The organism is Thermococcus sp. 21S7, from assembly GCF_012027615.1.
Classification (GTDB): domain Archaea; phylum Methanobacteriota_B; class Thermococci; order Thermococcales; family Thermococcaceae; genus Thermococcus.
This window is the reverse complement of sequence record NZ_SNUT01000010.1, coordinates 15,581-40,105: the sequence shown is the minus strand read 5'-3', so window position 1 is coordinate 40,105 and position 24,525 is coordinate 15,581. Positions and strand designations below refer to the sequence as shown.

The window sequence follows — 24,525 nt, the reverse complement described above, 5'->3', positions numbered from 1 at the left end:
GGGGATATTTAAACATTGTGCTAAAAGCTACGAAAGTTACCAACTAAGAAACAGCCCATGCATTCCCGCATGCCCTCCTCGATGGACTTCTCTATCTCTTCTGGCGCCAGGTTTCTGCCGAGTTTGAGGCGCTTTCTCTCCCTTCTAAGTCTCTGAATGACTATTTTATCCCCCTCAAGGTGAACCTCAAGGAGTTCACCTTCCTTTATGCCGAGGGCCTTTCTTATCTCGGCCGGAATCGTTATCTGGTAGTTCCGGGTTACTTTCGTGACGCTCATAGTAAGGCCGCCCCAGTAGGAGGTTTGTCTATCTACTATATTTAGTGTTGTGCGACTTCAAAGTCCCAGCCTCTTCTTCACCTCTTCCGCGCTCAGCCTGACGAGCAAATCCTTCTCCCTGCCCGTCTCTCCCCGCAGGATGCTGACCTCCGCATCGAGGAGCTTCGAGAGGAACTTCACAAGCTCTTTATTCGCCTTTCCCTCAACCGGTGGGGCTTTTATTTTGACCTTCAGCCTTCCGCGCCACTCGTCTATCCCCTCAATCTCGTTCTTCTTCGCCTTCGGCTGGACGTAGACCAGGAGCAGCGTTCCGTCCTTGGTCTCCTTCAGGAACTTCGCGCTCATTCTCAATCCCCCCAAGTCGTACTCCCACACGATATCGGGCGGAAACTCCTTCCTCCTAATCTTTTCAAGGATTTTCCGGGCAATCCGGTAGGCAAAATCAAAGGTCTCCCTGTCAATCACGCCGTAGTTGAGGGCCATCTCAAGCTCGTCCTCGTCAAGGAGAAATGCCTCCCCGCTTGGAAAGATGAAGATGTCGAGGAAGAGGTCGAGCATTTCGAGGGTGTTCCCGTCGCGCCTCGTGTAGGCCAGGACATCGATGTAAAGGCCTTTGAAGTCCCCCTCCTCGTCGTAGACCTTCAGGACATCGTAGTTCTCCCCGATGAATGCAAAGTATAGCATGCGGTAGCCGTTTTTGATGACCTCGACGCCGTTCACCCTCAGCGGGGCGAGCATGCCTTCGAACTTAGCTCTGGCAACCACGACCTCGCCCAAATCAGCGACTACCTCGTCATCACGCTCAAGAAGCCTGTTCGGAAGGCGGCGGTAGAGGAGGTGGATTTTCACGGCGGCCACCCCTTGCAGATGACACCTTTCTCTTTTAGCTCCCTAACCGACGCCTTAAGGATCATTTCCGAGTACTGTTCTGGAAGCGCCTTGATACTGAACTCTGATGCCTCCTCAGGTGTATCGGCTATAGCAACGTAGCGAAATACATCCTCCCACACTATCTTATCGTTTTCGAATCCAACCGTTATCACAATTTCGTACACTGGCATGTGTCTCACGCCACATTATTGGCAGGCTGGTTTATATCTTTTAGTTTACCTCATGCTGATAGGGATAAAACAAAAATACTGGGCACCTGAAACCTTTTAATATTTTGAAAGCAGAACCTTGAATGATGACCAAACTGGACCTTGCTGAGATCGAGAAAATTCTCCGGAAGCACAAAGAAGAGCTTCGCGAGAGGTTTGGGGTCAGTTCAATCGCCATATTCGGTTCTTATGCGGGGGGCGAGGAGACCGAGCTTAACGACGTTGACATTCTCGTTGAGTTTGAACGGCCCATCGGATGGGAGATAGTCGACCTCAGGGACTACCTCGAATCCTTGCTTGGAGTTAAGGTGGATCTGATAACAAAAAACGCGGCCATGAGTAGGAATCGCTTCTGGAAGGAAATAAAAGAAGAGCTCGTGCCAATTTGAAACTCACTCCCCGAAAATCAGCTCCCTGAGCTTCTCGGGCAGTTCTTCAATCTTCACCCTCACCTGCTCCCTCGTGTCGCGGTCGCGGATTGTAACGGTGTTGTCCTCGGGCGTCTGGTTGTCGATGGTGACGCAGTAGGGCGTTCCTATCTCGTCGTAGCGGAGGTATCTCCTCCCAACGGTGTCCTTCTCGTCGTAGACCGCTATGAAACCTGCCTTCTGGAGCGTCCTGAAGACGTCGTAGGCTATGCTCTTCAACGGCTCCTTGGCGACGAGCGGAAGAACCGCGACCTCAATCGGCGCCATGTCCTTCTTGAGCCTGAGGTAGGTTCTGTCTTCCTCGATGACGAGGCTGTTCTCAAGGAGCAGGTAGAACGGCCTGTCTATTCCAAAGCTCGGCTCAAGGACGTGGGGGACTATCTTCTCGCCGGTTATCTTCTCCTCCACTTCCTTGATTATGAAGTCGTCCTTCTCCAGCTCGTAGCCCTCGATGGTGATTCTGCCGTCCCTCTCCAGGACTTCAACCAGGTTCCTCAGCTTCTCTTCGTCCCAGCCCTGGATGAGCTCGTTTATCCTCTTGGCGTCCTTCTTCAGCTTAGGGCCGACGCGCTTCATGTTGAGGCTCACTTTGAGGTGCTTGACTATCCTGGGCTCATCGTAGTGGATGAGGACGGTTAAATCTGCCCCGCTCATCTTCAGATGCTTGCTGAGGTCGTAGTCGCCGCGGTTGGCTATTCCAACGCACTCCACCCAGCCGAAGCGCTCGCTGTGTATCTCTGCATCCCAGGTGTCGCGCGAATAGTGGGCGCGCTCCTCGGGCAGCTGCTGGCGGAAGCGTATCTTATCCTCGGGGATGCCGATATCGAGGAGGACGCGCTTGACCATGACCATGTAGTAGGCGAAGAAGGTGTTCATAATGTAACCCTTCTCCACGGCCTCCAGTGCGGTCATCTCAATTGTGCCGAGGTTCTTGAGCTGGTGCTCTATCGGATAGAGACGCAGAACCTCGTCCTTGACCTCGTCGAAGTGCGGATGCTCCGTCTCCTTTGGGTTGAAGAATATCTCGGCCTCCGCCTGGGTGAACTCTCTGAGCCTCAACATCCCCTGCCTCGGTGAAATCTCGTTGCGGTAGGCCTTGCCGATCTGGAAGACTCCGAAGGGGAGCTTGTTCCTAGCAAAAGCGTTCAGCCTTTTGAAGTTCACGAAGATACCCTGGGCCGTTTCGGGCCTCAGGTAGCCCTTTTGGTCCCCATAGGGGCCGATTTTGGTCTCGAACATTAGGTTGAAGTACCAGACCTCGGAAAGCTCGCCGCCGCATTCGGGACAGCGGACCTCGTGCTCGCGGATGAGCTGGGTGAGGTGCTCGGCGCTCATGCCCTCCGTGTCGATGTCGAGGGCCTCCTCGACGAGGTGGTCGGCCCTAAAGCGAGCACCGCACTTCTTACACTCGACCAGCGGGTCAACGAACTTGTCAACGTGACCGCTTGCGATGAAGACCCTCTCAGGGGTTATATCCGGTGTTTCAAGCTCGAAGAAGCCTTCTCTCTGGAATGCCTCGCGTATCTTCTGCTCGATTTTTCTCTTTATCGTAGCTCCAAGAGGACCGTAATCGTAAAAACCCCTCGCACCGCCGTAGATTTCAAAGCTGCCCCACGCGAAACCTCTCCTCCTCATCAAATCCTGAAGAACCTCGTACTTCTCGGGCTTCTCTCCCATCACTCACCACCTGAAACTGGAGTAAGACCATTTCATAAAAAGCTTTTGGGAGGGGCGTTGTCTAACCGTCAACCTTCCCCCTTCGGGGGACGGAAAGAGTTATAAACCGTTTCCCTCGTTATCGTTACGAGCTTTGATTATTTGGAGGTGCGTGAAAATGGCGGAAAGACCACTCGATGTTATTCACAGGTCGCTTGACAAGGACGTGCTCGTACTCCTGAAGAGGGGTTCCGAATTCAGGGGCAGGCTCATCGGTTACGACATCCACCTGAACGTCGTCCTCGCCGACGCCGCCCTCATCCAGGACGGCGAGGTCGTTAAGAACTACGGTAAAATCGTCATCAGGGGAGACAACGTTCTGGCAATTTCCCCTGTCGAGATTGAGTGAAGTGAGACCTTAGCGGGGTGATAGCATGGGAAGCGGGACTGCACCGAAGGGCAGGAGGAACCACACTCCAACTCACATCAAGTGCAGGCGCTGCGGAAGGCGCGCCTACAACATCAAGAAGGGCTACTGCGCCGCCTGTGGCTTCGGCAGGAGCAGGCGCATGAGGAAGTACAGCTGGTCCCACAAGTGGAAGAAGAAGAGGAACCTCCTCTGAACCTTTTCTTTTCCTTTGATTTGAATCCTTCTCAGTCCGCGAGGTTGAGGTTTTGAGACTTCTACCGAACCACAATCCTTATTAACTTCTACAGCCACTTCATCGTTTAGAGGGACGTCTTAATGATTCGCCTCAACGAGGATCAGCGCCGTCTCTGGAAGCTCGCCTGGCCCGCGATAATGGGCAACATATCCCAGACGCTTCTCAACCTAGTGGACATGATGATGGTCGGACAGCTCGGCGCCCTGGCACTTGCCGCCGTCGGCCTCGGCGGTCAGGTGAGCTGGTTCATGATGCCCATCATGGCGGCGGTTGCGACCGGAACCCTCGCGCTGGTGGCTAGGTTCGTCGGGGCGAAGGACGACGCCAACGCCACCCTTGCACTGGAGCAGAGCCTCTACCTGGCGTTCCTCCTCGGAATCCCCGTTATGTTCTTCGGCTGGTTCCTGGGGGACGACATACTGCGGATAATGGGAGCAAAACCGGACGTTGTTGCCCTGGGCTACGAGTACATCAAGGTGCTCTTCGCGTTCTACCCGATACGGTTCGCTGGCTTCACGGCCTTCGCGGCACTGAGGGGGGCGGGGGACACGAGAACCCCCATGAAGCTCGGCATTTTGATGAACATAATCAACGCGATCTTTGACTATCTCCTCATCTTCGGGAAGCTCGGCTTCCCAAAACTCGGCCCGGTCGGCGCCGCCTGGGCCTCCGGGCTGGGCATAACGGCCTCTTTCCTCCTCGGCCTATACCTCCTCTGGAGCGGGAGGCTCGTTCTCCACTTCAAGCCCAGCTGGAGCTTCCATCTCGACATGGCCAGGAGAATCCTCCGCGTGGGAGTTCCCACGATGGTCGAGCGTGGTATATTCAGCTTCTACAATCTCCTCTACATGAGCATCGTGACCCGCTTCGGAACCCTCGCCCTGGCGGCGCACCAGATAGGACTGCGCGTTGAGAGCATAGCCTACATGCCCGCCTTCGGCTTCAACGTCGCAACCTCCGCCCTGGTTGGCCAGGGGCTCGGGGAGGGGAACCCGGAGAAGGCAGAGCGCACGGTCTACGAGGCTCTGAAGATGGTGGGCCTCTTCATGAGCGTCATGGCGGTCATCCTGATCGTCTTCCCGCGCTACCTCGTCATGCCCTTCATAAACCCGAGCGACCCGAACTACAGCGAGGTCATGAGGCTGGCGAGTATATACCTCATAATAGTCGGAATAAGCGAAGTTCCCCTTGGCTGGCTCTTCGTCCTCGGCGGTGCACTGAGGGGGGCAGGGGATACAAAAACGCCGATGTACATCACCGCCACCAGCAAGCTCCTCTTCCGCATAGTTCCGGCGTACATCCTCGGATTCGGCTTTACAATACCACCCTTTGAGATACTGGGCATAACCTTCCCCGGCTTCACCTTCGAGGGACTGGGCGTTATAGCGGCGTGGATAGCCATGAGCCTGGAGACCTTCACGACGGCGGCCCTCTTCTGGTGGGCGTTCAAGAGGGGGAAGTGGAAATACGTGAAGGTATGACAGTAATGTTTATATCTTTGTAATGCGTTTTTGTAAATGGTGGTTGCATGGCTGTGATAAGCGTCCGTATTCCCGATGAACTAAAGGCCAAGATGAAGGAGTACGATATTAACTGGAGCGAGGAGATAAGGGCGTTCATAGTCTTGAGAATAAACGAAGAGGAGAAAAGAAGAACCATTGAGATGATGCACGAGCTGCTCGCTGGGGGAACTCCTGCTAAAGAAGGAACCGCAAAAAGATACGTGAGGGAGGACCGTGATAGCAATTGACGCCTCCGTCCTTGCGAAGTACGTTCTCCTTGAACCCGGTTGGGAACGGGTAGAGGAGCTACTTTCTAAAGACGTCGTCTCACTTGACTATGCCTTGGCAGAGGTTTCAAACGCCCTCTGGAAACATCACGTCCTCTACGGTGAGATATCCCTGGAGGAGTTCAATAAGAGATCAAAGGTTGTGGATGCTCTCCCGAACGTCGTCGTTCTTGAGAGTGGAATGCAGTATTTGGAGAAATCAAGGGGGATAGCTGTTAACCACCGAATCCCAATCTATGACGCCCTCTACATCGCTCAGGCCCTGAAGTATGGCGAACTTGCCACCAGCGACGAAAAGCAGGGAGAAATAGCGGAGAAACTCGGCGTTGAGGTGCTCTACCTCTAAAGCGCCGAGACGTTGAAGAGAACCTCCATGAGCCGGCCGAAGAGATAGCTCAGGAACGCCGCACCCAGGCCCGTCGCCACCATCTCGGCGACCTTCTTCCTGATTGAGATTCCGGAGAGGAGCGATATCAGGGTCGCCACTATCGCCAGGGCCGAGCCAGCAAGCAGTATCGAGAAGGGAAGGGCCGTCAGCGAGCCCGACGCGAGGAAGTACGGCGTAACAGGGAAGGCAACACCGACCAGATAAGAAAGACCGGTGTAGAGCGCCGCCCTTATCTCGTTCTCCTCCGCCTCCGGGAGGAGGAGCTGCATAATCGCATCGCTGTTGTCGGCGAGCTCCTTTGCGACCTCCCTCGCAACCTCCTCCGGCATTCCTCCCTCGACGAGCTTCTCCACAAGCTCTTCGGCCGCCCTTTCTGGCGAAACTCTGAAGAGGACCTCCATCCTGTCGCGGATGGATTCCTTAATCTGCCTCTGGGAGCGAACCGAGACGAAGGTGCCTATGGCCATCGAGAGCGCACCGGCTACACCGACTATGAGGCCGCTTATTCCGACGAGCTGCGGGTTGTTTGGGTACACCGCGGAGAGACCAGTGACGGCACCGAGGATTTCAACCAGCCCGTCGTTCATGCCCAGAACGAGGTCGCGGGTGTTCTCGACGTGGAATCGCTCCTTGCTCTCGTAGAAGAACTTCTCGTGCTCAAGCTCGTCCAGTATAACGTCCTTTATCTCCTTCATCTCCTCTTCGCTGAACTTGTCGGCATAGGTCGTTAGGTATTTGAAGTACTTCTGTATCGCACTGTTCTCGCCCATCTCAAGGAGCGAGGCGACCGAGCCGGGGCCGAGGAGTCTCCTGAGGAGCTTGACGCTGAATATTGTGAGCCTCTTAACCGAAGGCTTCGGAACCTCTCCCCCATGTCGCTTTATGAAGTCGTGCCAGAACTTGGCGTGCTTTGACTCGATATTCGAGAGCCGCAGAAATTCATTCCTTATCCCCTCGTCCTTCTCTATCCTGGCCAGTTGGGCGTAGAGAACCGAGTCTGCGTACTCGTCCCTATAAAAGCCCCTCGCCAGTTCAAGCATCTCGTCCATTCCCTCACCCCCTGGAAAGAACGGCGGCCGAGGTTAAATGGGTGTCGCTGACCTCCTCCCCGCCGTGAAGGGTGAGGCCTGATGAAAGAAAAAAGTCAGTGAAGTGCCCTCAGCGCCTCCAGCACCTCGTCGAAGGGTGCGTCTGTCTTGATGGCCACCGGCGAGAAATGCGTCCTCGTTGCGGAGTAGCCTTTCCCGCGGAGGGTCTCGATTATCTCCGCGAGCTTTCCGACCTGGAGGTTGTTCCTCCTAGCGAGGGCATGGGTATCGTAGTGGAAAGGAACGTCCAGCTCCTCCACGAGGGTTTCGAGGAACGGGAGCGTCTTCTTGTGGGCGGGGGGGTGCTCTTCAGCCAGCTTCAGCACCTCGTCAACGAACTCCTGGCTCTTGAGCGGACCGAGCCAGAGGGGACCGTATGCGCCCTGTCTTTTGGGCAGGAAGGAGTTCTCGTACCCGAACCTGCCGTTTTCATCCTGCCACAGGTAGCCGAGCCGTTCAATGCTCCCGTCGGCCTTCCTAGCGCCGCTCTTGAGCCTCAAAAAGGCCCTGAAGTAGTGGTCGCGGTAGTATGCTAAGAGAACCTCAACGCCGAGGTCGTACTTAGCGGCGTACCTGACAACGGTTCCGATGAGTATCCTCAAACCCGCCTCGTGGCAGAGCTCTCCCCTTATCGGCTCCGCCAGGTACTTCCTGCGGCAGGCGTGTCTGTAGGCGCCGCAGAGGACGCCGGTGTCGGTGGCGGTGACCGCTAAAACTCCTTTTCTCCTGACGCTCCTCAGTGCCGTGTCGAGGAACTCCACCGGTGAGCCGAAGGGGTCGAGGTCGAGGAAATCAAAGTGCCTGAACTTCTCGGCCATGAGCCTGTTGGCGTCGTCGAGGTTGGCTATAACCTTCTTCTCTCCCTCGAATGAGAACCTCCTCTCACCTATCCTCTCCCCATCGACGCCGAGGTTCAGCCGGAGGTTTTCCAGAATCAGATTGAAGGCATCTTCGCTTATATCGTTGAGCCAGACCTCCTCTGCGGGGGTTTCGAGGGCGTAGCGGATGCCTCTGATTCCAGTGGCAGAGAGGGCATCGAGAACGGTCCTCGGTTTGAGCACTTCAACGGCCAGGACGCTTATATCCCGGTTTAATGCCATTATCGGGTTATAGAAGACGGGGGCGTCGTATATTCTCTCCGCCTTTGGGACAAGGATTTTTGCAAGACCCTCGCGCACCTCGACGAACTCCATCCTCTCACCGGAGAAAGAAAAGGTTGGGAGGTTTAAAGGGTTGCGCTCAGAGGATTTCGACGTAGTCACCAAGTGCCTGACCGGGCAGGCCCGGCTTGAAGTATGCCTTTACCTCGCCCCCCTTGCCGTGGGGTTTGAGAATCTTGCCGTACATCCTCCTGCCGGTCGGCGTCCTCCAGACGACCTTCCTGCCTATGAGCCTCGAAGCTGCGTTCCTGTCGTCGATGCCGAGGGGCTTCAGAATCATGTGGTGGTTGTCCTGGTGCTCCTTGGTCCCGGCGTAGGCAAGGACGAGAGCCTTTCCCCTGGCCATCGTCCCCACCTCCACCGGAGGAGGTTCGTCCGGCGGTATTTTTAAGTTTTATCCCCCTCGGAGAAGGCGGAGAGTCCATCGTCTATCTCCAGCACTTCCCTGATGCTTCGTATCTTCAAGAAGTTCTGCCTCTCGAAGAGGAGAGCGACGTCGCTCTTGTATGGGGAGGCCTTCTGAACGAGAAGTGTGTTTTCGTCAAGTATATAGGTGAACCTTCCCGGGCTGTCGTCCACCCACACGAAGGGCTCATCCGGATAGAACTCTCGCAGTGTCTGGAACTTCTTGAGCATGTCCTTGGTTCCCCTGAAGGTTATCACCTCGTCGAACTCGTCGTACCAGTTCGTCTTCTTCATGAAGATGACCTTCCCGCCGGGGTAGGTGTGCTCTCCGGAGAAGCTTATGACGCGCCTCCCCCGCGCCCTGAGCTCCCGAACAACCCTCCTCGCGTCGGGGAAGTCCTTGATGTACCGGGGCATGAGCTTGTAGTACTCGTGTATGGTTCCCTGTGCCACCAGTTCGTGTATGACCCCGAGGTACTGGTAGGTCAGCTTTCCCTTGATGAAGAGGAACAGGGCCTTGTAGTAATCCTCGTACAGGTCGCTCTCGATGACTGCAGGAACGGTCTTCTCAATGGCTATGCGGAGGGCCTTCTCAACCGCGCCCGTGCTGTCCACTAAGGTTCCATCGAAGTCGAAGAGGTACGTCACCATACCATAAGGTATCACCGACGGGGTTATAACTTTTTCCGGCCCATCCGAAGGGGCTTCCGAAAGGGTTTTATTCTCGGCGGGATTACAGGAAACGGGTGGTTGCCTAATGAGGATTGAAAAGCTCAAAGAGTTCATAGCCGAAAAGGAACTCGATGGTGTTCTAATCACCTCAAAGCCGAACCTCTTTTACTTCACGGGAAGCTCGCCGGTCCTTGGGGGCTATCTGCTCGTGACCGCTGACGATGCCCTTTTCCTCGTCCCGGAACTGGAGTACGAGGAGGCTCGCGAAACCTCCCGCGTTCCGGTTGACAAGTTCAAGAGGGGAGACGAGCTATACGAGAAGCTCAAGGGGTTCGGTATCAACCGCCTTGGAATAGAGGGCAGGATGAGCTATTCCTCGGTTCAGGCCTATCGGGAGAAGCTCGGCGTTGAGGACTTCGTTGTGGTTGACGACGTTATCAAGGAGCTCAGGATAGTCAAGACTCCTGAAGAGGTTGAGACCATAAAGGCCGCCTGCGAAATAGCGGACCAGGCAATGCTGGCCGCGATAGAGGAGATAAGCGAAGGCAAGCGCGAGAGGGAGATAGCAGCCAAGATGGAGTACGTCATGAAAATGAACGGGGCGGAAAAGCCCGCTTTTGACACGATAATAGCCAGCGGCCCGCGCGCCGCACTGCCGCACGGAGTGGCGAGCGACAAAAGGATAGAGAAGGGCGACCTGGTCGTCATCGACGAGGGAGCGCTTTACAGGCACTACCACTCCGACATGACCAGAACCATAGTCGTGGGCTCCCCCAGCGAGAAGCAGAGGGACATCTACGAGGCGGTTTTGGAGGCTCAGAAGAAGGGAGTCGAGGCGGCGCGGCCGGGAATGACCGCCAAGGAGCTGGACACCATCGTCAGGGACGTCATCAAAGAGTACGGCTACGGGGATTACTTCATACACTCAACCGGTCACGGCGTCGGCTTGGAGATTCACGAGTGGCCGGGCGTTAGCCAGCAGGACGAGACCGTTCTCAAGCCAGGAATGGTCATCACAATCGAGCCGGGAATATATCTTCCCAAGTTCGGCGGCGTCCGCATCGAGGACACCGTGCTCATAACGGAGAACGGTGCGCTGAGGCTCACCAAGACCGAGAGGGAACTCATCTGAGTCCTCCCAATCTTTTTCTAACACTCAGTAACTTTTAAAAGCACCTCCGAGTAATTTTTCTTAGGAAACCTTGGAAAATTTACGTGGGGTGGTAGCATGGTGGTCGGCGACATTGAGGGGGAAATGAAGAAGGTCGAGACCATCGGGCTTGACCTGGCAGCAATACCCGGTTCTAAGACAGGAATGGGGCTTATGGAGGTCATCATTCAGATTCTGCGCGAGAACGAGGTACGGATGAGCTTCAACGACTTCAGGATGGATGGTGAGGTTAGATTCAGGATCAAGCCCATCAAAGAGGAGTGAGCGCGGTGAGTATGGACCTTCACCCCCTCTTTAGACTGGCCCTTGGCTTTCAAAACGCTATCTGCTGTGGCTCCGTCACGATAGCCGTGGGAGACGACTCTTTCACGCTAACCAGGGACGAGATTATAATCGACATCCACGACCCAAATAAGATGAAAAAGCTGATGGATGCCTTCTCGCCCATAATGGGGTCCGGAAAGGGCGGCATGAGGGAGAAAATGAAGATGATGAACGAGATGAAGCTCTACGCCGAAGACTTGGCTTCCCAGGGCAAGACGGCCATTATAAAATACCGCGGAAATGATGTCATGATAATGGGAGCGAAGGCAAACTCCATTCTTATGAACGCTTTCGGGATGAAGCACATCGAGATCAAGTACCATCCCGACACCCTTAGGATGATGAAGGGCTTCATGTGATGTGGCAGGTTTTTAAACCGTCGCCCGTACTCCGAAAGGGGTGAGAAGGTGCAGATAATCCACCAGGACGTCAAGGAGGGCAAGGTGAAGGTTAAGGCCGAGACGCTCGACGACCTCTGGCACCTGTACCACATCATCGACCCTGGAGATGTTGTTTACGCAAAAACACTCAGGAAGCAGGCCCAGCGCTCGGACTCGCTCAGGGCGGAGAAGGTCGAGGTGATTCCCGTCTTTCTCGGCGTTAGGGCGGAGAAGATAAACTTCCACAAGTTCGCCAACCAGGTCCGCGTTACCGGCCCCATCGTCTACGCCAGCAGGGACGACGTCCCCCTTGGAAAGTACCACACGATAGCCATCGAAGAGGGCACGGTCGTCACCATTCAGAAGTCCCGCTGGAAGGAGCACCACATCGAGAGGCTGAAGGAAGCGGTTGAGGCGTCAAAGAGGGCAAGGGTCATGATAGTCGTCATAGATGACGGCGAGGCAGACATGGCGATAATCAGGGAGTACGGCGTCGAGATACTCAAGGGGATACGCTACAACCTCGGCGGGAAGAGGTACAGCACCAACCGCGAGAGCGAGGAGAAAAAGTTCTTCCACGACGTGGCGAAGAGCATGGAGGAGATAATAAGCCGCGAGGGCATAGAGAGGGCAATCGTAGCTGGCCCCGGCTTCGTCAAGGAGGACTTCTACAAGTTCCTGCGCGAGAACTATCCAGAGTTAGCTAAGAAGGTGGTCATCGAGGACACGAGCGTGACCGGAAGGACGGGCATCTACGAGGTCATAAGGCGCGGTACGGTCGATAAAGTCTATCACGAGAACCGCGTTGCCAAGGAAGTCCAGCTCGTTGAAAAGGTGCTCGAAAACGTGGCCAGAAACAACGGTCTAGCGGCTTACGGTCTTAGAGAGGTCGAGGAGGCGGTCAATTACGGCGCGGTTGAGACGCTCTTGGTTCTCGACGAGCTCCTCAAAGGCGAGCACAGGGAGAAGATAGAGGAGCTCATGGACGCGGTTCGCTACTCCCGCGGCGAGGTGGTCGTGGTAAGTTCGGAGCACGAGGGCGGCGACAAGCTGAAGGCCCTCGGAGGGCTGGCGGCGCTGCTGAGGTTCAGGATTAAGTGAGTTCCTTGCTGTACAGCTCCACGTAGGGATCGCTCTTAAACGTCGGAAACTCCCTTTCTTCCCCGTTTTCGATTAGGATGCGCCTCCTATCGGCGGTGAACTCGCCGAGTTCAAATGCAATAATTCCATTTTTGTTGAATTCTGTAATCAAGGAATCGACGTTCCCTGGGGGAACTATCGCTATCAGCGTGCCGGTCGAGGAGACGCCCCAGGGATCGAGGCCGTAGAAATCGAGAACTTTCCTCACCATCGGGTCGAGCTGAAGTCCCTCGGCATAGACCCTGAATCCGACCCCGGAGTTGTCGGCTATCTCATGAAGGGCGGTTAAACCCCCCTCCGTGGCATCGTGCATACCCCTCACGAAAGGCTTTGCCGTGAGGGCATCCGGAACAGCGGTTTCAAACCTAAATGACCTTTTGAGTCTCGCAATCTCCCTGAAGCTCAGGAGCTTTCTCAGCTCATTCTCGCGGAAATATGCGGCAGAAACGGCGAACTCAAGACCGACTTTGCCCGTGACCACAATCCTGTCACCCGGTTTCGCCAGCGGAAGCCTCAGTTCGTCCCTCTTCACCAGCCCCAGTGCAGTGGTCGTTGAAGTTGGCTCGGCTATAGTTGGGTAAACCCCGGTGTGTCCCCCGATTATTGAACTCCCGTACTTCCTGCACTCGGTGTTCAGGTCGCGCATCGCCCTCTCAATGAATTCCCTCTCGCTTCCCGGGGGGAGGAGGATGTCAACCACCAGCCATCTTGGCCTCGCTCCAAAAACCGCCACGTCGCTGGCCGCGAAGTGGTACGAGAAGAATCCGAAGGTTTCATGGGGGACACCGAGGGCGGGGTCGGTGGCAACCACCAGGTAGTGGTCGCAGTCGTATTCGAGAACCGCCGAGTCGAACCCCTCCCTGGGTCCGTACACAACCCTCATGTCCTCCACTCCCAGGTTGGGGAACACGACGTCCCTCAGAACATCATTTCTCAGTTTTCCGAGCGGAAGCTTCACCTTCATCCCCTCCAAACTTCGAGATAATCTCCCCCACCTCCCGGAGGGTTTCCCCGTCGCAGCCCCAGCACATGACCTCGAAGCTCGGTACGCGAACGCTCATGCGAACCCTCCGTCTTCTCGCCAGCCTGCTCACTTCAACGTTGACCCGGTAGGCCAAATCCATCAGCGCGGGCGTTACAATCTCCTCCCTGTCAATGTACTGGAGCGGGCAGCCTTCTCGCCACTGCCTCCTCCGCGAGTGCTCGTACATGCGGTAGGGCCTTATTCCTGCCTCTTCGGCGAGCGCCTCGACCTCCTCCGCGGTGTAATTTATGAGCGGGCGGAAGAATGGAATTCCCATCTTTGGAAGCCCGCAGAGCCTTATATCAGTCTCGCACTGGTCGAGGAGGGCACCGATTACCTTATCGTTGGCGTTGTCGCCCTTGGCCAGCACCTCAAAGCCGTTGTTGAGGGCAAACCACTTGGCGTTCCAGAGCATGACCTTCTTGCAGTTGATGCAGACCGGCCCCTTCCTCCCCACGACCTCTCGGAGGAGACCGTCCGTGATGTCAACGAGGTAGTGCTCCACTCCAAGACCCCTGGTGAACCCCATCGCCCACCTCAGCGGTTCCCTCCAGCTCCACCTGTGGAAGAAGGTCAGCGCCGATACGTTAAGGCCCGCCTTCCGCAGGAGGTACAGGGTTAAACTTGAGTCCTTTCCGCCCGAAAAGAGGACGAGAATCCTTTTTTTATCGATACCGGTCCGCCGTGAGAATTCACTGATTTCCCTGACCGCCTCGCTTATCATGGGAAAAAATAATTGGGGAGGCTTAAAAATCTGAGCCTCAGACGTTGACCTTGCCGACCCACTGCTCGGCCAAGTTGCCGACGATGGGGAACTTGTAGCGCTCGCCCTGGTAGGCCTTGACCATGCCGAGTATCCAGAATATTAGACCAACGATCCAGAGAAGACCTCCAATGATAGCTCCTATCACTGGAATGAATCCAAGGATAAAGGCAACTATCGTAAGCCCAAGGAACGTTATCGTTGACTGCATAGCGTGGAAACGAACGAAGTCGCTCTCTTTTTCAAGTAGCAGGAAGATTACGCCAGTAAACCATCCAAGCACGTACGCCAGTAACCCCTCAACGTTCTCGTCCATACCCAAGGAAGTCCCCTTGGGTTCTTCGGGTGGAATCTCTTCCATAATCGATGCACCTCCGAAATTCAATCAATTGTATTCTCTTCAATCCCTTAAATACCTTTCCAAAGTTTTAACCCGGCTTCCAATAACCGGACCCGCGTCTTTAACATCTCAGAACCCCATGATTTCTGATCTCGAACCCCTGGGTTTTGTTAGGCTCACCAAAGCTTTTTAAGGCCATCGAGAGATTGGAATATCGAATTAGGAAAGCCTAACGGTGATGCTCATGATTGTACCTTTAAACAGCATGAGGCCCGGCGAGAAGGGTGTCGTCGTCAACATCCTCGGCGGCCATAACGCCAGGGGGAAGCTCGTCTCAATGGGGCTGACCCCAGGGGCGACGGTTCAGGTGCTGGAGTCACACTCGCTGGGGCCCATAATAATCTCCGTGGGAGGCGTAAGGTTCGCCATAGGACGGGGAATGGCGGGCAGGGTCATGGTAAGAAAGCTGTGAGGTGCCCATCATGATGCGGGTAGTGGCTCTGGCAGGGAACCCCAACGTTGGAAAGACCACCGTCTTCAACTCCCTCACTGGGATGCGCCAGCACGTTGGCAACTGGCCCGGCGTGACCGTTGAGAAGAAGGAGGGGATTCTTGAATACAAAGGCCAGAAGTTTCTCGTGGTTGATCTGCCTGGAATATACTCCCTGACAGCTCATTCCGTTGACGAGCTGGTTGCCAGGGATTTCCTTCTCAAGGGGAGCGCCGATGTCGTTGTGAACGTCGTTGACGCGACTGCCCTCATGAGGAATCTCTTCCTGACGATGGAGATACTTGAGATGGGCCTGAGGAACGTTATAATAGCGCTCAACAAAACCGACCTCGCCGAGAAGCGCGGCATCGAGATAAACGTCCGGAGGATGGAGGAGCTCTTAGGCGTTCCGGTCGTAGCGATGAGCGCGAAGGAAGGCGCCGGACTGGAGGAACTCAAGGAGAAGATACGTCTGATGGCGAACGGCGAGATCAAGACCAGCCCCACTGTTCCCACCTATGACCCGGAGGTCGAGAGGGAAATAGGGCACATAATCGAAGCCCTCAAGCATACCAAGCTCGCAGGGGAGTACAACCTCAGATGGCTCGCGGTGAAGCTCCTTCAGAGGGACGACGGCGTGATAAAGCTCGTTCTCAGGCACCTCGGAAAGGAGAAGCTCGACGAAATCATGGGGCACATAGCCGAGGTGGAGGAGCGCTACAAGAGGGCGATGGATCTGATCATAGCCAGCCAGAAGTACGAGTTTATAGACGGCCTCATGCACCGCTTCGTGAGGTACTCCCACGAGCAGGGCGAGACCTTCAGCGACCAGCTGGACAGGTTCCTCACGCACCCGGTTTACGGCCTCATTGCCCTCTTTGCCGTGTTCTACGTCCTGTTCAAGTTCGTCTTCGCCCTCGGACTGCCCCTGCAGGGCCTGCTGGATGATGCATTTTCCGCCTTTGGCGAGTGGCTGGGGCCTCACATCGCCAACGAAACGCTCCGCGGCCTCCTCGTTGACGGCATCATCGCCGGTGTAGGCTCGGTCCTGAGCTTCTTCCCGCTGGTCTTCCTGCTGTTCCTCGCCATGTCGATCCTCGAAGATGTGGGCTACATGGCGAGGGCCGCGGTCGTCATGGAGCGCATCATGAGGAAGTTCGGTCTCCCCGGGAAGAGCTTCATTCCCCTCGTCCTCGCCTTCGGCTGCAACGTTCCGGCAGTCATGGCAACGAGAACCCTGGATGAGGAGAGGGATAGGCTGATAACGATGCTGGTCAACCCGCTCATACCGTGCAGCGCCAGGCTGAGCGTCATAAGCTTCCTGGCGGGGGCTTTCTTCGTGGGGAATCAGGCGCTGGTCGCGGTAAGCATATACGCAACGGCCATACTGCTGGCACTGCTCATGGCGTGGCTCTTCAGCAGATTCGTGGTCAGGGGAGAGGAGAGTCCCTTCATAATAGAGCTGCCGGAGTACCTCATACCCTCGTGGAAGACTGTGGCGCTCCACTCGTGGGAGAGGAGCAAGGAGTTCGTCAAGAAGGCGGGAACGGTAATCCTGCTGGGTTCGGTGGTCATCTGGTACCTCAGCACCTACCCTGTTGAGATAGGAACGGGGGGAAGCTACGCCGAGAGACTGGGGGCCTTCTTCGAGCCCTACATGCGCCTCATGGGACTCGACTGGAAGGCGGCGGTGAGTCTGCTCTTTGGAATCATCGCCAAGGAGAACGTCATCTCCACCTACGGCATAATCTACGGCAGCGTCGACGAGATAGTCAACTCAATGTCCTCCCTTCAGGCCTTTGTGCTGGCCCTCGTCACAACGCTGTACGTCCCGTGCATCGCCACGATAGGGGCAATAAGGGCCGAGAGCAACTGGAAGTGGGCAGTCTTTACCGTCGTCTACATGATAGGCCTTGCGAGCATCGTGGGAATACTCGTATGGAACATAGGGACGGCTCTGGGATACTGAGGGATAAGGATGCTGGAGAGGATACTTAACCTTATAAAGGAAGGGAAAAGCGTCGAAGAGATAGCGAGGGAGCTTTCGATACCCAGGGAGGAGGTCGAGGGGGCCCTCAGCGTCTTGGAGAGCATGGGGTACGTTGAGCGGGTGGAGCTTGGCGGCTCCGCCTGCCAAAGCTGCCCTCTGAAAAGCGTCTGCCCCGGCTCGTGCTTCAGGTTCAAGGGAAAGGTGTACGCGGTGACCGAATTTCGGATTGATGCACAGAAATGAGCGCGTCCTCCTTCCGGTTCATCGTTGGGCATATTTAATGGCCGTAAAATATATAAGTTTCCCACCGGAATGTCTAACGGTGATACCATGAAAGCTGTTATTCTTGCCGGCGGTTTTGGTACCAGGTTAAGGCCGCTCTCATCGACCCGACCGAAGCCCATGATACCAGTTCTTGGAAAGCCCAACCTCCAGTACCTCCTGGAGAGCCTGGAGAAGATACCGGAGATTGACGAAGTAATCCTGTCGGTTCACTACATGCGCGGTGAGATAAGGGAGTTCATTGATGAGAAGATGAGCGACTACCCCAAGGGTATAAGGTTCGTCAACGACCCGATGCCCCTGGAGACCGGAGGAGCCCTCAAGAACGTTGAGGATTACGTGAGCGAGGACTTTCTGGTAATATACGGTGACGTCTTCACGAACTTTAACTTTGGCGAACTCATCGAAGCCCACAAGGAAAACGAAGGCCTCATAACGGTGGCCGTTACCAAGGTCTACGACCCCGAGAAATACGGTGTCGTTGAGATGAACGAAGATGGCAGGGTAACCCACTTTGAGGAGAAGCCCAAGAGGCCCAAGACCAACCTCGTTGATGCGGGAGTATATATGGTGAACAAGAAGGTTCTGGAGGCCATACCCAAGGGCAAGGAGGTCTATTTCGAGAGGGAGGTTCTTCCGAGGTTCGTGGGTCAGGAGGCGGTGTACGCTCACAAGATACCCCGCGAGTACTACTGGATTGACCTCGGAACGCCCGACGACCTGTTCTACGCACATCAGCTCGCCATGGACGAGATAACCAAGCAGAACGGCTACTACACCATCGCTGAGGGTGCCGAGGTTCCGGAGGACGTCGAGATACAGGGGCCGGCGTACATAGACGAAGGCGCCAAGATAGGACACGGGGTCAAGATAAAGGCCTACACCTACATCGGGCCGAACACCATAGTAGAGGACAAGGCCTACCTCAAGCGCGCCATACTCATAGGCAACGACATCGTCAAGGAGCGCTCCGAGATAAAGGACAGCATCCTCGGTGAGGGCGTCGTCGTCGGGAAGAACGTCATCCTCAAGGAGAACGCCGTTGTCGGCGACTACGCGAGAATATACGACAACCTGGTCATCTACGGCGCCAAAGTGTTGCCGTGGAAGAAGGTCGAGGAGTACGAGGCATACATAAAGATAAAGCTTGACCCGACCAAGGTGAGGCCCGGCGTCACCCCCGAGCGCTGCCCGCTCGGCCTGCCCGAATGTATCTACACCAAGTTCAAGGCCATAGCGGGAGAAAAGCCGCCGTGCGACGAGTGCATAGAGAACCAGTGGCTCTTCTGAGTTCCCTTTTCATACTCATTTTTCTCGATCTTCGGGCAATAGGTTTTTATCCTCGAACCCCGTAGTTGATCGAAGTGGAACATATGGTGGAGTTCTACGAAAAGAGAAAGCTCAGTTGTAGGAAGATGTCGCCCTGGCTCTGGTGATATTCGTCGTGTTCCTCGATTTCGTCAACTCCATATTGCACAACAGCGATACCAGCTCAGAACCTCGATATTTGCGCTGGTTGTTCTCCGGTTTGCCCTCTTGGTCAGGAAGCTCTATCCCAATCCGAACAAAAAGGTATGGCCGTGGATCAGCCGGATATACGACAACGGCGTCATGATAATCGTCGCGAACCTGTACAACGTCTACGAGAACGGCGACATCATCGGCCACCTCCTGGCGGCCTGATGGAGTGAATCCCTTTTGATTTTGTTTCTTGATTCTGAGGGGGTCTTATTGCAACAATACCACTTCATTTTCAAAAAACCGGCTACTGGACTTCCAATTCTCCTAAATTCTTATTGCAACCTCCTGTCAGCTGCTGTCGCTGTCATCATCACTGACCCTTTCAATTCTCCTAAAGTCTTATTGCAACCAGCTTCAGCATATATATTACGCGCGCGAAAAATCGCTTCTTTCAATTCTCCTAAAGTCTTATTGCAACATTGGTAAGAGTGGTTGTGAGTGTTTTGTAAATGTAGCTTTCAATTCTCCTAAAGTCTTATTGCAACTGACACTAAGACAATCTCGATTTCAGATGCAGGACTACTTTCAATTCTCCTAAAGTCTTATTGCAACTCGTCTATGATTTTCTGATTGTTGTCGAGCTGAAGCCTTTCAATTCTCCTAAAGTCTTATTGCAACAATATTCTTTAGCCGCCTTACCGCGCAATATCTCTTCCTTTCAATTCTCCTAAAGTCTTATTGCAACTTGTTGATTGGGTCTGGCAGTATGCTGATGATGTAACTTTCAATTCTCCTAAAGTCTTATTGCAACAGTCTAAGGTCGTATAATAAATTGAAAATAACTCTGGCTTTCAATTCTCCTAAAGTCTTATTGCAACCCGGTACTTGAGAAGAGCGACCAAATCGGCAAGTGAGCTTTCAATTCTCCTAAAGTCTTATTGCAACACACCTGCGATAAAGTACCACCCGATGCGGGACTTTGCTTTCAATTCTCCTAAAGTCTTATTGCAACTGAGGGTCTCAGACCTTTTATCCTCCCATATTCTGATCTTTCAATTCTCCTAAAGTCTTATTGCAACGCCAACAGCAACATAGATATTTCTACTACAGTTTACACTTTCAATTCTCCTAAAGTCTTATTGCAACACGCGTTAGTTGTCCTGCCCCAACCGGCGCTACAACCTTTCAATTCTCCTAAAGTCTTATTGCAACGGGGAAAGGGTCGAGGTTGGCAGCCTGCCCCTTTCCCCTTTCAATTCTCCTAAAGTCTTATTGCAACTATTCTATCTACACTGAAGGATGGAATTTTAGTCGAACTTTCAATTCTCCTAAAGTCTTATTGCAACGTGGATTGACTTCTCCGTCGCCGACAATTGGGCGAAGACTTTCAATTCTCCTAAAGTCTTATTGCAACCTCCCCGAGCAGGTGGCCGAGGCAAAGGAGGAGTTCTTTCAATTCTCCTAAAGTCTTATTGCAACTGTACAGTGTGCCCTTCTCTTTCCAGACAATGAACTTGCTTTCAATTCTCCTAAAGTCTTATTGCAACCTTGAGCGACTCCATTTTGACGACGTAGTAAATCCCAACTTTCAATTCTCCTAAAGTCTTATTGCAACTTTGAGCTCGTGCTCCACGACAGCCCGGCCACGTATGCTTTCAATTCTCCTAAAGTCTTATTGCAACTTTGAGCTCGTGCTCCACGACAGCCCGGCCACGTATGCTTTCAATTCTCCTAAAGTCTTATTGCAACACGAGCTGATAAGCCTTGCCGGCCCGGCGCTGTTCACTTTCAATTCTCCTAAAGTCTTATTGCAACGTAATAGCATTGTGATTACTCCCAAGCCGATAAAGACTTTCAATTCTCCTAAAGTCTTATTGCAACCTGGAAGATGCATCCTGGCAGCAGGGTTGATTTCTTCCTTTCAATTCTCCTAAAGTCTTATTGCAACCCGACAGACCTTGATATAAGCGTCCTCGCTCGCATGCCTTTCAATTCTCCTAAAGTCTTATTGCAACTCTGTGCGATGGCCTCAATCCTCAAGGTGTAGGCTCCCTTTCAATTCTCCTAAAGTCTTATTGCAACCAGAGGACTCAACGTTTTCAGACGTGACGCTGTTCTGCTTTCAATTCTCCTAAAGTCTTATTGCAACCAAAATGACCGTGACCCATCCGCTCGTCACCGAGCTGCTTTCAATTCTCCTAAAGTCTTATTGCAACTCTTCAGTTTGGCCCTTTGAGCTCCCCAATCAACCACTTTCAATTCTCCTAAAGTCTTATTGCAACCCTATCACCACGACTATAAGCAGTTTCACAAGCCAGTCTTTCAATTCTCCTAAAGTCTTATTGCAACAAGACCTACACGTTAAACAGGATTGTTTACCACCTCATCTTTCAATTCTCCTAAAGTCTTATTGCAACATACTTTATAGGAGTTCCTAAGATTACACCAAACAAACTTTCAATTCTCCTAAAGTCTTATTGCAACTTACGTCCTGTTGAAAATAGTGAACATGTTCAAAAACTTTCAATTCTCCTAAAGTCTTATTGCAACTCTTGAATATCCTGTCAAAGCGCTCGAACTGCTCTTCTTTCAATTCTCCTAAAGTCTTATTGCAACAGGGCGGTCTTTTGCTCCGTTTCCCCAATGGAGTTTAATGAGTGCCCGTCTATAAAACCTTTTTGCAGAAACCTCTAATTGGGTCCTTCACATCCCCATAAAGAGGCGGCAGCGGTAGGGGTGAACGCAGGAATAAACGCATCACGGGCGTCCTGTTGCTGGGGGCATCATATGTTCGTGGAATTTCTGCCCTCATGCAACCCTTTAAATCCGCCGAGGTTCACTTGAATGTCCGGGATTTCAAGAAAAACCGATTTCTGCGGGGAAACGATCCCATCCTGCATTCTAATGTCTTTATCCCGCAATCCGAAGAAAATTCGTTATGTCTTAAAATTTGGGCGTCACCAAATGTTACATCTCTGGAACCACAAAAAGGGGATTCCTGGACACGTATGATGGCTTGTTCCGGACAAAGCTCCACAACCGGGCCGAAGACTTGAAAAGGGGAAGGATCAGCATGATGAAAACGAATCAGTACCTTATCCTTGGGTTGTATTCAAGCAACATGAGGCCGTTTTTGAATATCCTTATCGTGCCGCTTTCCGAGAGGGTTATCGCTATCGCCTTCGTGAGCCGGGTTATGCCGGCGGCGGCTATGTGCCTGCTTCCGAGGCCAGGGGGGAGCATGAGGTCTATCACCTTCGGCTCGACTTCGAGGTACCTGCCGGCGGCGGCTATCCTGCCGTTGTCCCTCACGATGAACGCCCCATCTAGCTGGGCGAACTCCTTTATTATCTCCTTGCTGTTCCTGTCGAGAACGTTTACCTTGTGCCCCTTGAAGGGATTGGGTATGAGCTGGTGGGAGTGTCTGAGAACCCGCCTGGTGTCGCCTATGACGAAGATGGTTCCAACGGGAACTCCTTCCCTGCCCTCGATGCTCAGCTCTATCGTTATCTCAAGGAGCCTCTGGAGAACGTTCTGATTCTGAGCGAAAAACCCCCTCATCGCGGAGATGCTCTTTTTAACCGTCTTGATTCCGATAAGCTCCCGGGTGACGTAGACAAAGGAGTCGCCCTCTCTGAGTATCTCGTGTTCCAGGAGGAACGCGGATATGAGGTTGAGGACGTTGTTGATGTCGAGGTTCTGCGGGATCGAGACCCTCTTCACCCTGTCGCTCTCCACATCGAAGGAAGAGCCCACGATTACAACGGTGACGTCCACATCGGGAACTTTCTCAGGCTCGATGTCCTCCAGAATAACGAGGGCCTTTCCGTCTAGGGCGTTCACGACGTCCACCGCGCCCTTAATTAGAACCTCGGGAACCTCCTTGCCCATACTCACCAACCATTGATAACGTAACTCCGGCGGGTATAAAAACCTACCGTCCTTAGAAAACGTTAAAACATGAGCCGGCGAAGCCTTTTTGGTGTGGGGGATGAGGATAGTCGTTGCAATCACCGGAGCGAGCGGCTCAATCTACGGCCTGCGGCTGGTTCAGGTTCTCAGGGAGCTTGGCCACGAAGTCGTTACCGTGGCCTCCAGAACCGGTCTCGCGGTTATGAAGCACGAGACGGGGGTGGAGTTCAATCCAGATTACATGGAGGATGACCTCTTCGCTCCGATAGCATCGGGCTCAAATCCGTTTGATGCCATGGTAATAGCCCCCTGCTCCATGAAGACCTTGGCCGCCATTGCCCACGGCTACGCGGACAACCTGATAGCCAGAACCGCCGACGTGGCGCTGAAAGAGCGCAGAAAACTCATTCTGCTCGTTAGAGAGACGCCGTTGAACTTGGTACATCTCCAAAACATGGTAATGGTTACACAAACTGGGGGGATAATTATGCCAGCTTCCCCAGGATTTTACACAAAGCCCAAAACTTTGGACGATATGATAAACTTTATAATTGGAAAAATCTTAGACCTTCTGGGGATTGAGAACGAGATATACCCTCGATGGAGGAGTTAACATGGTCCAGCTCGATGACCTTGATAGGGCTATCCTCCGCATTCTAAAGGAGGATGCGCGGTTAACTATATCAGAGATTGCCGACAGGCTCAACCGCCCTGAATCCACGATTCACTTCAGAATAAAAAAGCTGCAGGAGAAGAAGGTAATCCAGAAGTACACGATAGTTCTGGGCGAACAGTTCCAGCCCAAGGCGCTCGCCGTGGTCTACATACAGGCGGAGACACCCATCATAGAGGAGTTTCTGGACAGGTACATCCAGTACCTGACGAAGACCCTTTCCATGCTCCCCAACGTTCTGGTCGTGGCAAAGAGCGGAAGGGACGGAGTACTGGCCATAGTGGGTGCCGACAGCGAGGAGGGCCTTCACAAGTTCGTGGACGACACCATAAGAACCCTTCCCACCCTCAAAAGGGTGGAGGTTTTCCCGATCGACAAGTTCATAAAGGGTGAAGGCCTCGCGGGCGTTCTGGTGGGTGTGTGATGGAGGTAGAGGTCAAATTCCGCGTTGACTTCAACTCCGCCAGAAGGGCTATAGAATCCCTTGGGGCGGCGTTCGTTGGGGAGGAGATACAGGAGGATGTTTACCTCTCCGTCCCCCTGCCCGAACTCCTCAGGGTGAGGAGAATAAGCAATCTAAACCGTTCTTTTCTGACGTACAAGCGCATAGCCGACCCCGGCAGGAACGAGGAGTTCGACGAGGTTGAGGTCGAGGTGGGCGACTTCGAGACCGCCCTGGAGATTCTAAGGCGCCTCGGCTTTAAGGAGGACGTCCGGGTCAGGAAGCGGCGTCTGGTTTACAGGCTGGGGGAGGTTACCTTCGAGCTGAGCGAGGTCGAGGGGCTCGGCGGCTTCCTCGACATCGAGGTTATCTCCGACGACGTTGGGGAAGCAAAGCGGAGGATATGGGACACCGCCAGAAAACTCGGCCTCACCGAGAAGGACGTGGAGCCGAGGCTCTACCAGGAGCTCATCAGGGAAACCGAGAAAAAAGCGGAGAAATAGC

Annotated in this window: 30 protein-coding genes, 1 pseudogene and 1 CRISPR repeat array; of the genes and pseudogenes, 18 read left to right on the top strand and 13 right to left on the bottom strand. The window is 53.8% G+C overall.

The genetic code is table 11. The features are described 5' to 3' along the window. Positions 1 to 20: 20 nt before the first annotated feature. The 4 genes and pseudogenes from E3E51_RS12810 to E3E51_RS12795 form a co-directional block, all read right to left on the bottom strand. A complete protein-coding gene (locus tag E3E51_RS12810) occupies positions 21 to 278 on the bottom strand; it encodes an AbrB/MazE/SpoVT family DNA-binding domain-containing protein (RefSeq protein ID WP_167913488.1) in 258 nt (85 codons plus the stop codon). Between the two features lie 57 nt (positions 279 to 335). Then, entirely contained in the window at positions 336 to 623 is a 288-nt protein-coding gene (locus E3E51_RS12805; RefSeq protein ID WP_167913503.1) for a DUF167 domain-containing protein, read from the bottom strand. A 15-nt stretch (positions 624 to 638) separates the two neighbouring features. Beyond that, positions 639 to 1,127: pseudogene (locus tag E3E51_RS12800) on the bottom strand (DUF402 domain-containing protein); the annotation flags it as partial. Continuing rightward, the gene (locus E3E51_RS12795; protein ID WP_167913487.1) at positions 1,124 to 1,348 is read right to left on the bottom strand and encodes a hypothetical protein; all 225 of its coding nucleotides are present in this window, start codon (positions 1,346 to 1,348) and stop codon (positions 1,124 to 1,126) included. The pseudogene E3E51_RS12800 and the gene E3E51_RS12795, both read right to left, overlap by 4 nt. A gap of 113 nt (positions 1,349 to 1,461) precedes the next feature. Between E3E51_RS12795 and E3E51_RS12790 the strand changes: the two genes are divergently transcribed. Next, positions 1,462 to 1,767: a nucleotidyltransferase family protein gene (locus E3E51_RS12790; protein WP_240924341.1), complete on the top strand. Its 306-nt coding sequence runs from the start codon at positions 1,462 to 1,464 to the stop codon at positions 1,765 to 1,767. A 3-nt stretch (positions 1,768 to 1,770) separates the two neighbouring features. Here E3E51_RS12790 and glyS read toward each other — a convergent pair whose 3' ends face one another. Next, entirely contained in the window at positions 1,771 to 3,483 is a 1,713-nt protein-coding gene (gene glyS / locus E3E51_RS12785) for a glycine--tRNA ligase (protein ID WP_167913486.1), read from the bottom strand. A 157-nt stretch (positions 3,484 to 3,640) separates the two neighbouring features. On the opposite strand from glyS, the gene E3E51_RS12780 reads away from it, so the two are divergent. From E3E51_RS12780 to E3E51_RS12760, 5 genes are all read left to right on the top strand, one after another. Continuing rightward, positions 3,641 to 3,871: an LSm family protein gene (locus tag E3E51_RS12780; protein ID WP_167913485.1), complete on the top strand. Its 231-nt coding sequence runs from the start codon at positions 3,641 to 3,643 to the stop codon at positions 3,869 to 3,871. Between the two features lie 25 nt (positions 3,872 to 3,896). Then, a complete protein-coding gene (locus E3E51_RS12775; protein WP_088180357.1) occupies positions 3,897 to 4,085 on the top strand; it encodes a 50S ribosomal protein L37e in 189 nt (62 codons plus the stop codon). 122 nt (positions 4,086 to 4,207) lie between these two features. After that, positions 4,208 to 5,608: an MATE family efflux transporter gene (locus E3E51_RS12770; protein ID WP_167913484.1), complete on the top strand. Its 1,401-nt coding sequence runs from the start codon at positions 4,208 to 4,210 to the stop codon at positions 5,606 to 5,608. Positions 5,609 to 5,655: 47 nt separating this feature from the next. Continuing rightward, positions 5,656 to 5,877, top strand: coding sequence for a hypothetical protein (locus E3E51_RS12765; RefSeq protein WP_148882183.1), 222 nt, complete (start codon positions 5,656 to 5,658; stop codon positions 5,875 to 5,877). Beyond that, a complete protein-coding gene (locus E3E51_RS12760) occupies positions 5,864 to 6,262 on the top strand; it encodes a type II toxin-antitoxin system VapC family toxin (RefSeq protein WP_167913483.1) in 399 nt (132 codons plus the stop codon). Before E3E51_RS12765 ends, E3E51_RS12760 begins: the two co-directional genes overlap by 14 nt. Here the strand turns inward: E3E51_RS12760 and E3E51_RS12755 are convergent. From E3E51_RS12755 to E3E51_RS12740, 4 genes are all read right to left on the bottom strand, one after another. Further along, positions 6,259 to 7,353 carry a VIT1/CCC1 transporter family protein gene (locus E3E51_RS12755; RefSeq protein WP_167913482.1) on the bottom strand — a complete coding sequence of 365 codons (1,095 nt, stop codon included), beginning with the start codon at positions 7,351 to 7,353 and terminating at the stop codon, positions 6,259 to 6,261. The genes E3E51_RS12760 and E3E51_RS12755 overlap by 4 nt on opposite strands. 95 nt (positions 7,354 to 7,448) lie before the next feature. Next, the gene (locus E3E51_RS12750) at positions 7,449 to 8,585 is read right to left on the bottom strand and encodes a tRNA (guanine(10)-N(2))-dimethyltransferase (protein ID WP_167913481.1); all 1,137 of its coding nucleotides are present in this window, start codon (positions 8,583 to 8,585) and stop codon (positions 7,449 to 7,451) included. 46 nt (positions 8,586 to 8,631) lie between these two features. Beyond that, complete coding sequence (locus E3E51_RS12745) at positions 8,632 to 8,898, bottom strand: 50S ribosomal protein L35ae (protein ID WP_167913501.1); 267 nt, start codon at positions 8,896 to 8,898, stop codon at positions 8,632 to 8,634. 41 nt (positions 8,899 to 8,939) lie between these two features. Next, positions 8,940 to 9,608 (bottom strand): HAD family hydrolase, encoded by a 669-nt coding sequence (locus tag E3E51_RS12740; protein ID WP_167913480.1) that lies wholly within the window; start codon positions 9,606 to 9,608, stop codon positions 8,940 to 8,942. 106 nt (positions 9,609 to 9,714) lie between these two features. Here E3E51_RS12740 and pepQ point away from each other — a divergent pair, with 106 nt between their 5' ends. From pepQ to E3E51_RS12720, 4 genes are all read left to right on the top strand, one after another. Continuing rightward, positions 9,715 to 10,761 carry a Xaa-Pro dipeptidase PepQ gene (gene pepQ, locus E3E51_RS12735; protein WP_167913479.1) on the top strand — a complete coding sequence of 349 codons (1,047 nt, stop codon included), beginning with the start codon at positions 9,715 to 9,717 and terminating at the stop codon, positions 10,759 to 10,761. 96 nt (positions 10,762 to 10,857) lie between these two features. After that, a complete protein-coding gene (locus E3E51_RS12730; protein WP_167913478.1) occupies positions 10,858 to 11,064 on the top strand; it encodes a hypothetical protein in 207 nt (68 codons plus the stop codon). A gap of 5 nt (positions 11,065 to 11,069) precedes the next feature. Then, entirely contained in the window at positions 11,070 to 11,483 is a 414-nt protein-coding gene (locus tag E3E51_RS12725) for a hypothetical protein (protein ID WP_167913477.1), read from the top strand. A 48-nt stretch (positions 11,484 to 11,531) separates the two neighbouring features. After that, positions 11,532 to 12,605, top strand: coding sequence for an mRNA surveillance protein pelota (locus E3E51_RS12720; protein ID WP_167913476.1), 1,074 nt, complete (start codon positions 11,532 to 11,534; stop codon positions 12,603 to 12,605). Here the strand turns inward: E3E51_RS12720 and E3E51_RS12715 are convergent. Genes E3E51_RS12715 through E3E51_RS12705 form a run of 3 tightly spaced genes read right to left on the bottom strand, consistent with a single transcriptional unit; the run spans position 12,598 to position 14,792 of the window. Continuing rightward, complete coding sequence (locus E3E51_RS12715; RefSeq protein ID WP_167913500.1) at positions 12,598 to 13,602, bottom strand: AIR synthase family protein; 1,005 nt, start codon at positions 13,600 to 13,602, stop codon at positions 12,598 to 12,600. The genes E3E51_RS12720 and E3E51_RS12715 overlap by 8 nt on opposite strands. After that, the gene (locus tag E3E51_RS12710; RefSeq protein ID WP_167913475.1) at positions 13,571 to 14,392 is read right to left on the bottom strand and encodes a 7-cyano-7-deazaguanine synthase; all 822 of its coding nucleotides are present in this window, start codon (positions 14,390 to 14,392) and stop codon (positions 13,571 to 13,573) included. Before E3E51_RS12710 ends, E3E51_RS12715 begins: the two co-directional genes overlap by 32 nt. A gap of 37 nt (positions 14,393 to 14,429) precedes the next feature. Beyond that, positions 14,430 to 14,792 carry a DUF4870 domain-containing protein gene (locus E3E51_RS12705; protein WP_167913474.1) on the bottom strand — a complete coding sequence of 121 codons (363 nt, stop codon included), beginning with the start codon at positions 14,790 to 14,792 and terminating at the stop codon, positions 14,430 to 14,432. A gap of 223 nt (positions 14,793 to 15,015) precedes the next feature. Between E3E51_RS12705 and E3E51_RS12700 the strand changes: the two genes are divergently transcribed. The 5 genes from E3E51_RS12700 (at position 15,016) to E3E51_RS12680 (ending at position 19,216) form a co-directional block, all read left to right on the top strand. Continuing rightward, positions 15,016 to 15,243 carry a FeoA family protein gene (locus E3E51_RS12700; RefSeq protein WP_167913499.1) on the top strand — a complete coding sequence of 76 codons (228 nt, stop codon included), beginning with the start codon at positions 15,016 to 15,018 and terminating at the stop codon, positions 15,241 to 15,243. Between the two features lie 10 nt (positions 15,244 to 15,253). Further along, entirely contained in the window at positions 15,254 to 17,230 is a 1,977-nt protein-coding gene (gene feoB / locus E3E51_RS12695; RefSeq protein WP_167913473.1) for a ferrous iron transport protein B, read from the top strand. Between the two features lie 9 nt (positions 17,231 to 17,239). Continuing rightward, complete coding sequence (locus E3E51_RS12690; protein ID WP_206204585.1) at positions 17,240 to 17,494, top strand: helix-turn-helix domain-containing protein; 255 nt, start codon at positions 17,240 to 17,242, stop codon at positions 17,492 to 17,494. Positions 17,495 to 17,581: 87 nt separating this feature from the next. Continuing rightward, entirely contained in the window at positions 17,582 to 18,823 is a 1,242-nt protein-coding gene (locus tag E3E51_RS12685) for an NDP-sugar synthase (protein ID WP_167913472.1), read from the top strand. 246 nt (positions 18,824 to 19,069) lie between these two features. Continuing rightward, complete coding sequence (locus E3E51_RS12680) at positions 19,070 to 19,216, top strand: hypothetical protein (protein ID WP_167913471.1); 147 nt, start codon at positions 19,070 to 19,072, stop codon at positions 19,214 to 19,216. A gap of 25 nt (positions 19,217 to 19,241) precedes the next feature. Beyond that, a CRISPR array of direct repeats spans positions 19,242 to 21,610; the repeat unit is 30 nt; unit sequence CTTTCAATTCTCCTAAAGTCTTATTGCAAC. Between the two features lie 471 nt (positions 21,611 to 22,081). Here E3E51_RS12680 and E3E51_RS12675 read toward each other — a convergent pair. Then, positions 22,082 to 22,885: a diadenylate cyclase gene (locus E3E51_RS12675; protein WP_167913497.1), complete on the bottom strand. Its 804-nt coding sequence runs from the start codon at positions 22,883 to 22,885 to the stop codon at positions 22,082 to 22,084. A 100-nt stretch (positions 22,886 to 22,985) separates the two neighbouring features. Between E3E51_RS12675 and E3E51_RS12670 the strand changes: the two genes are divergently transcribed. Genes E3E51_RS12670 through cyaB form a run of 3 tightly spaced genes read left to right on the top strand, consistent with a single transcriptional unit; the run spans position 22,986 to position 24,524 of the window. Then, positions 22,986 to 23,519, top strand: a complete 534-nt coding sequence (locus E3E51_RS12670) for a UbiX family flavin prenyltransferase (RefSeq protein ID WP_167913496.1) — start codon at positions 22,986 to 22,988, stop codon at positions 23,517 to 23,519. 1 nt (position 23,520) lies between these two features. Continuing rightward, entirely contained in the window at positions 23,521 to 24,003 is a 483-nt protein-coding gene (locus E3E51_RS12665) for an Lrp/AsnC family transcriptional regulator (RefSeq protein ID WP_167913495.1), read from the top strand. Beyond that, positions 24,003 to 24,524, top strand: coding sequence for a class IV adenylate cyclase (cyaB, locus tag E3E51_RS12660; protein WP_167913494.1), 522 nt, complete (start codon positions 24,003 to 24,005; stop codon positions 24,522 to 24,524). The genes E3E51_RS12665 and cyaB overlap by 1 nt, the downstream gene beginning before the upstream one ends. The last annotated feature ends 1 nt before the right edge of the window (position 24,525 follow it).

Bases quoted from the DNA above. Each gene is read 5' to 3' on its own strand.
- E3E51_RS12675 (WP_167913497.1), bottom strand. From the start codon at position 22,885: ATGGGCAAGGAGGTTCCCGAGGTTCTAATTAAGGGCGCGGTGGACGTC.
- E3E51_RS12750 (WP_167913481.1), bottom strand. From the start codon at position 8,585: ATGGAGTTCGTCGAGGTGCGCGAGGGTCTTGCAAAAATCCTTGTCCCA.
- E3E51_RS12775 (WP_088180357.1), top strand. From the start codon at position 3,897: ATGGGAAGCGGGACTGCACCGAAGGGCAGGAGGAACCACACTCCAACT.
- E3E51_RS12710 (WP_167913475.1), bottom strand. From the start codon at position 14,392: ATGATAAGCGAGGCGGTCAGGGAAATCAGTGAATTCTCACGGCGGACC.
- E3E51_RS12730 (WP_167913478.1), top strand. From the start codon at position 10,858: ATGGTGGTCGGCGACATTGAGGGGGAAATGAAGAAGGTCGAGACCATC.
- E3E51_RS12700 (WP_167913499.1), top strand. From the start codon at position 15,016: ATGATTGTACCTTTAAACAGCATGAGGCCCGGCGAGAAGGGTGTCGTC.
- E3E51_RS12670 (WP_167913496.1), top strand. From the start codon at position 22,986: ATGAGGATAGTCGTTGCAATCACCGGAGCGAGCGGCTCAATCTACGGC.
- cyaB (WP_167913494.1), top strand. From the start codon at position 24,003: ATGGAGGTAGAGGTCAAATTCCGCGTTGACTTCAACTCCGCCAGAAGG.
- E3E51_RS12765 (WP_148882183.1), top strand. From the start codon at position 5,656: ATGGCTGTGATAAGCGTCCGTATTCCCGATGAACTAAAGGCCAAGATG.
- E3E51_RS12690 (WP_206204585.1), top strand. From the start codon at position 17,240: ATGCTGGAGAGGATACTTAACCTTATAAAGGAAGGGAAAAGCGTCGAA.
- E3E51_RS12740 (WP_167913480.1), bottom strand. From the start codon at position 9,608: ATGGTGACGTACCTCTTCGACTTCGATGGAACCTTAGTGGACAGCACG.
- glyS (WP_167913486.1), bottom strand. From the start codon at position 3,483: ATGGGAGAGAAGCCCGAGAAGTACGAGGTTCTTCAGGATTTGATGAGG.
- E3E51_RS12755 (WP_167913482.1), bottom strand. From the start codon at position 7,353: ATGGACGAGATGCTTGAACTGGCGAGGGGCTTTTATAGGGACGAGTAC.
- E3E51_RS12805 (WP_167913503.1), bottom strand. From the start codon at position 623: ATGAGCGCGAAGTTCCTGAAGGAGACCAAGGACGGAACGCTGCTCCTG.
- feoB (WP_167913473.1), top strand. From the start codon at position 15,254: ATGATGCGGGTAGTGGCTCTGGCAGGGAACCCCAACGTTGGAAAGACC.
- pepQ (WP_167913479.1), top strand. From the start codon at position 9,715: ATGAGGATTGAAAAGCTCAAAGAGTTCATAGCCGAAAAGGAACTCGAT.
- E3E51_RS12810 (WP_167913488.1), bottom strand. From the start codon at position 278: ATGAGCGTCACGAAAGTAACCCGGAACTACCAGATAACGATTCCGGCC.
- E3E51_RS12745 (WP_167913501.1), bottom strand. From the start codon at position 8,898: ATGGCCAGGGGAAAGGCTCTCGTCCTTGCCTACGCCGGGACCAAGGAG.
- E3E51_RS12770 (WP_167913484.1), top strand. From the start codon at position 4,208: ATGATTCGCCTCAACGAGGATCAGCGCCGTCTCTGGAAGCTCGCCTGG.
- E3E51_RS12685 (WP_167913472.1), top strand. From the start codon at position 17,582: ATGAAAGCTGTTATTCTTGCCGGCGGTTTTGGTACCAGGTTAAGGCCG.
- E3E51_RS12665 (WP_167913495.1), top strand. From the start codon at position 23,521: ATGGTCCAGCTCGATGACCTTGATAGGGCTATCCTCCGCATTCTAAAG.
- E3E51_RS12705 (WP_167913474.1), bottom strand. From the start codon at position 14,792: ATGGAAGAGATTCCACCCGAAGAACCCAAGGGGACTTCCTTGGGTATG.
- E3E51_RS12790 (WP_240924341.1), top strand. From the start codon at position 1,462: ATGATGACCAAACTGGACCTTGCTGAGATCGAGAAAATTCTCCGGAAG.
- E3E51_RS12780 (WP_167913485.1), top strand. From the start codon at position 3,641: ATGGCGGAAAGACCACTCGATGTTATTCACAGGTCGCTTGACAAGGAC.